This is a genomic window from Streptomyces beijiangensis (genome assembly GCF_017315755.1).
Taxonomy (GTDB): domain Bacteria; phylum Actinomycetota; class Actinomycetes; order Streptomycetales; family Streptomycetaceae; genus Streptomyces; species Streptomyces beijiangensis.
This window is the reverse complement of the sequence record NZ_JAFLRJ010000591.1, coordinates 1-1,055: the sequence shown is the minus strand read 5'-3', so window position 1 is coordinate 1,055 and position 1,055 is coordinate 1. Positions and strand designations below refer to the sequence as shown.

The following is a 1,055-nucleotide window of genomic DNA, read 5'->3' as shown; positions in this document are numbered from 1 at the left end:
CCCAGTCGGCGGTGTCCGCGACCGACTCGTCCGCCTTCTGGCGGGTGATCATGCCGAGCTCGTGCAGCCGGACGGCCAGGCGCTGGTAGGTGTTCAACCCCGTGTCTTCAACCATGCGGGAGATCCTGACACGCCGTCATGACCGCGTGGTCAGGGGCCTACACGTATCGAGGCAGGCCGTCGGTGGAGATCGTCCACTCGCCGATGGTGACGTCTTCGCCGTACACGAAGTCTTTGCGCGTGGCGTAGCGCGGGCCCTGGGGGGTCGGGTGGATCTCGGAGAGGACCGCGCCGGAGCCGGTGCGGGGGTCGAAGATCGCGTAGATGGGGATACCCAGCAGGGGATAGTCCCGCATCTTGCTCACCCAGTCGTTGTCCGGGTTGGAGCGCGATACGACCTCGATGGCGGCGATGAGCGTACTGGGGTCGAAAGAGCCCTGCCCCTCCATGTCGTCCGTGGCGATCAGCATGACATCCGGGTGACGCTTGATGCCTTCAGGCTCGTCCTCCACATCTGGCGTGCCCGTGAAAGCCCAGATCCCCTCTGGCATGTTCTGCTCCAGGCGACGGCTGACCAGCCCTGCGGTGAACTCATGCGGACGCCCTGGCGCCAGCATGTCGTGGACGATCCCTTCCTTGGTGATCTCGAATTTGCCGGGAAGACAGTCCCGCATTTGATCGACGGCGTCGCGCATGGCCCGGTACTGGGGGCTGCCCATTTGTGCGTTGCCCGGGGCGATTGTCATAGCGCGCACTCCTCGTCTCTTCCCAGGCGAAAGGGTCGTCGCTCTCATGCTAAGCGGCCTCCATCAGGTCGGGTCGGCAGTCGCGGCAGGCACCGGGGTCGGGGAGCGGAACGCTCGGTCGCAGTGGTCGCACGTCTGGAACGGGTCCGGGGTTGAAGGCGCGGCCCCGAACTCGGGCAGCGGTGGGAGTTCCGTGGTGAGGCGGTGGGCCAGGAAGGCGGCCGGGCGGCGCAGGGGTTCGGTGGGAAGGTTGGCCGTCATCGCGCGCTGTACGGCAGCCGGGGTCGCCCCGCGTTCCAGCCAGGTGGC

Annotated in this window: 1 protein-coding gene and 1 pseudogene; both read right to left on the bottom strand. The window is 67.1% G+C overall.

What is annotated here, in order from left to right; all coding sequences use genetic code 11:
* Window positions 1-158: 158 nt before the first annotated feature.
* Window positions 159-746: a Uma2 family endonuclease gene (locus tag J0695_RS37260; protein ID WP_206969188.1), complete on the bottom strand. Its 588-nt coding sequence runs from the start codon at window positions 744-746 to the stop codon at window positions 159-161.
* A gap of 63 nt (window positions 747-809) precedes the next feature.
* A pseudogene (locus J0695_RS37255) lies at window positions 810-1,055 on the bottom strand (helix-turn-helix domain-containing protein); the annotation flags it as partial.

Bases quoted from the DNA above. Each gene is read 5' to 3' on its own strand.
- J0695_RS37260 (WP_206969188.1), bottom strand. From the start codon at position 746: ATGACAATCGCCCCGGGCAACGCACAAATGGGCAGCCCCCAGTACCGG.